The organism is Bacillus sp. JJ1127, assembly GCF_036965845.1.
In the GTDB taxonomy this organism is placed as follows: Bacteria; Bacillota; Bacilli; order Bacillales; family Bacillaceae_G; genus Bacillus_A.
Window position 1 is genome coordinate 1 of sequence record NZ_JBALQK010000388.1, and the last position, 2,736, is coordinate 2,736.

The 2,736-nt window shown below is 36.5% G+C and carries 5 protein-coding genes; 4 read left to right on the forward strand and 1 reads right to left on the reverse strand.

Annotated features, from left to right (window positions below; all coding sequences use genetic code 11):
• Window positions 1-32: 32 nt before the first annotated feature.
• On the reverse strand, window positions 33-482 hold the full coding sequence (locus V7183_RS24880; protein WP_335361203.1) for a hypothetical protein: 450 nt from the start codon (window positions 480-482) through the stop codon (window positions 33-35).
• An 82-nt stretch (window positions 483-564) separates the two neighbouring features.
• On the opposite strand from V7183_RS24880, the gene V7183_RS24885 reads away from it, so the two are divergent.
• Genes V7183_RS24885 through V7183_RS24900 form a run of 4 tightly spaced genes read left to right on the forward strand, consistent with a single transcriptional unit; the run spans window position 565 to window position 2,717 of the window.
• Window positions 565-876: a hypothetical protein gene (locus V7183_RS24885; protein WP_335361204.1), complete on the forward strand. Its 312-nt coding sequence runs from the start codon at window positions 565-567 to the stop codon at window positions 874-876.
• Window positions 877-879: 3 nt separating this feature from the next.
• Window positions 880-2,112: a glutathionylspermidine synthase family protein gene (locus V7183_RS24890; protein WP_335361205.1), complete on the forward strand. Its 1,233-nt coding sequence runs from the start codon at window positions 880-882 to the stop codon at window positions 2,110-2,112.
• Window positions 2,109-2,495, forward strand: a complete 387-nt coding sequence (locus V7183_RS24895) for a DUF350 domain-containing protein (protein ID WP_097898963.1) — start codon at window positions 2,109-2,111, stop codon at window positions 2,493-2,495. Before V7183_RS24890 ends, V7183_RS24895 begins: the two co-directional genes overlap by 4 nt.
• 39 nt (window positions 2,496-2,534) lie before the next feature.
• Window positions 2,535-2,717 carry a tyrosine-protein phosphatase gene (locus V7183_RS24900; protein WP_230322564.1) on the forward strand — a complete coding sequence of 61 codons (183 nt, stop codon included), beginning with the start codon at window positions 2,535-2,537 and terminating at the stop codon, window positions 2,715-2,717.
• Window positions 2,718-2,736 lie beyond the last annotated feature (19 nt).

Here is a 2,736-nt window from a genome sequence, read left to right on the forward strand (position 1 = left end):
CTCATGTAGAGGTAGGTGGGGGTAGTTCAATGTTATCTGCATTCACCTGTAAATTCTCCATAATAAACATAGCACTTTCGGTCTTCATCAATCTCTCTTGAGTCTAAGGTGAATTCCAGAAATATTCCGCCCTTTTGAACGTACAAAATATCTGAATGGAGATACGTTAAGATTTCGTCATGATTCCATACATCTTTACTTTCTATCAAAATCGAATTTTCTCCTTGTAGTTCTCTAATCTCAAAACCTATATGAGAATATGTGGTTTCTGACGAATCATCGAAGAATTTTTCTTTTTGGACATATAATACTGCTGTTCCGTCAGGGTCCATCGCGGTCGCTGTTACGACATACGTATCCCCTTCTTTAATGAAATACTCACAAGTCATCCTTGCGACGGTTTCAGAGATAGGAATATCCGTATAGCTCCATAAAGCAGGATATTGTTTAGCTTCATCATTGAGCCGATATTCTAACCGCAATAGTAATCCCTCTTCCTTTTTCTTCTACTTTACCATGAATTCTTTTATAATAAAAATATAATTTATAGAGGAGCGTGGGAAGGTGACAAAAACGAAATGGTTAGTAACAGGTGTTCTTACTTCTTTAATGGCCAGCACTTTATCTGGCTGTACAGAAAATCTTCCTCCAAAACCGAATGATAAGAGCTGTTCCGATTGGGATTGGGATGATGAACTTGGCGTGTGGCGATGTGATGACAATCATTCAAGTTATCATGGTCATTATTATTACAGTGGTAACTATTATCAAAATAAATCAACTTTCAAAAATTCATCTGAATTTAAGTCCTATCAAGCTTCGTCTAATTTTAAAGGGGGAATTGGAAGCGGTTCAAAGGGCGGATCCGGAGGTTAAATCATGTCTTTTTACATAAAGGAACGAAGTCAATTTTATTCAAGGTTCCCTCACTTTTGGTCTGACTTATACGGAAGTGAGTATAGCCTTTTTCATGTTTTTGAAATAACAAAGCAAACTATTAGGCATTTACAATTAGCAACAGAACGAATGGGAAAAGTATTTTTTAAGACTGCTAGGCTTCTTCGGACCTTGTCGGATGATCAGCTTCTTGAACTTGGTTTTCCATCTACAAGTCTGCCTTTTATCAGAATGAAATCTCTGTTTCCTGAATCCGTTATTTCACGGTTTGATTTTGCTTTGACGGATGGTGGTATCAAAATGCTTGAGTTTAATAGTGATACCCCAACATTTATCGTAGAATGCTTCCAAATGAATGGAAAAGTATGTAAAGAATTAAATTATCATGACCCAAACGAGAATCAGGAACGTCTTCTTTCTTCTGGTATCACAAAAGCTGTAATGGAGGCTGCTAAAGGAATAGAGATGCCAAATGTTGTCTTCACGGCCCATCATGAACATATAGAAGATTGGAATACTACTATGTATTTGAGTCAGCTATGTCAGGTTAAAAACAAAATGGTGTCAATGTCAGAACTTAGAATTACTGACGATGCTTTGGTCGATAGAGACGGTGTGCCAATTGATATTTTGTATCGCCAAACATATCCTATTGAAGATTTGGTTGAGGACCGGGATCCTAAAACCGGAGATTTTGTAGGGATTGAGTTACTGCAACTTGTAAAGGAAGGAAAACTTTTTATTATAAATCCTGTTTCATCCTTTTTACTTCAGCCGAAATCGATTCAATGTTTGATTTGGGGATTAGCTGAGATAGGCGCTTTTTATACAAATGAGGAAAGACAATGGATTAAGGAATATATGCTTCCTACTTACTTAGAACCAGATCTATTTTTAGGAAAAAGTTCTTTTGTTCAAAAACCTTCGTTCGGCAGAGAAGGTGACACGGTTACAATTCGTGACAAAGACACGAATATTGTAATGCAAAATTCATATCAAACGTATAAAAAAGAACTGCCTGTCTTTCAAAAGTATATAAAGCTGCCAGTTGTTTCTCTTGAGACTGAAAAAGGAAACGAGGAGCTGTCGTATGTGTTTGGATCGTTTTTAATTGCTGGAAAACCAAGTAGTATCGGTATACGTGCTGGCGAAAAAATTACGGGGAATGAATCTTATTATTTACCTGTAGGGATTAAGAAGGAGGATTATAAATGATGAATTTTTTACTTTATTTAGCGGTTTCACTCGGTCTTCTATGTATCGGTCTGTTTCTTATGGAAGTGACAACAAAAGTGAAAGAATTTTCGTTAATGGCTAAAGGGAATCGAGCAGCAAGCTACGCACTTGGAGGAAGACTTCTTGGTCTTGCTATCGTCTTGTATTCGACTGCTGCTCATTCTGTTTCACTAATGGATATGGTTTTATGGGGAGTGATTGGAGTTTTAGCACAAATTGTTGTGTTTTATTTAGCCGAATGGTTCACACCGCGTTTTAACATCAATCAAAGCATCGAAGAAGATAACCAGGCCGTCGGACTTTTCCTAATGTTTTTATCAATTTCTATCGGAATTGTGATCGCTGGATGTTTAACATATTGAAAAACCTCACGTTTTATATGTAAGGTTTTTATTAGGTGAATGAGTTTATTTCAAGTCTCACCAGAGCGGATCAAGCCTATGTTAGAAGTTCGCTTTGAATATTTAGATGAAGTTTATGATGAAATTATAGAAAAGTATGGAGATGTTGAAGCGTATCTTCTTCAAGCTTGTCACCTTGAGAAAAAGAACATACGAAACCTTAAACAATTAGTATTAGAATAAGAGTGTTCCTGGTCTATAT

What these genes read in the sequence shown, in the direction of transcription:
- V7183_RS24890 (WP_335361205.1), top strand. Translation starts at nt 880, where the DNA reads ATGTCTTTTTACATAAAGGAACGAAGTCAATTTTATTCAAGGTTCCCT.
- V7183_RS24895 (WP_097898963.1), top strand. Translation starts at nt 2,109, where the DNA reads ATGATGAATTTTTTACTTTATTTAGCGGTTTCACTCGGTCTTCTATGT.
- V7183_RS24900 (WP_230322564.1), top strand. Translation starts at nt 2,535, where the DNA reads ATGAGTTTATTTCAAGTCTCACCAGAGCGGATCAAGCCTATGTTAGAA.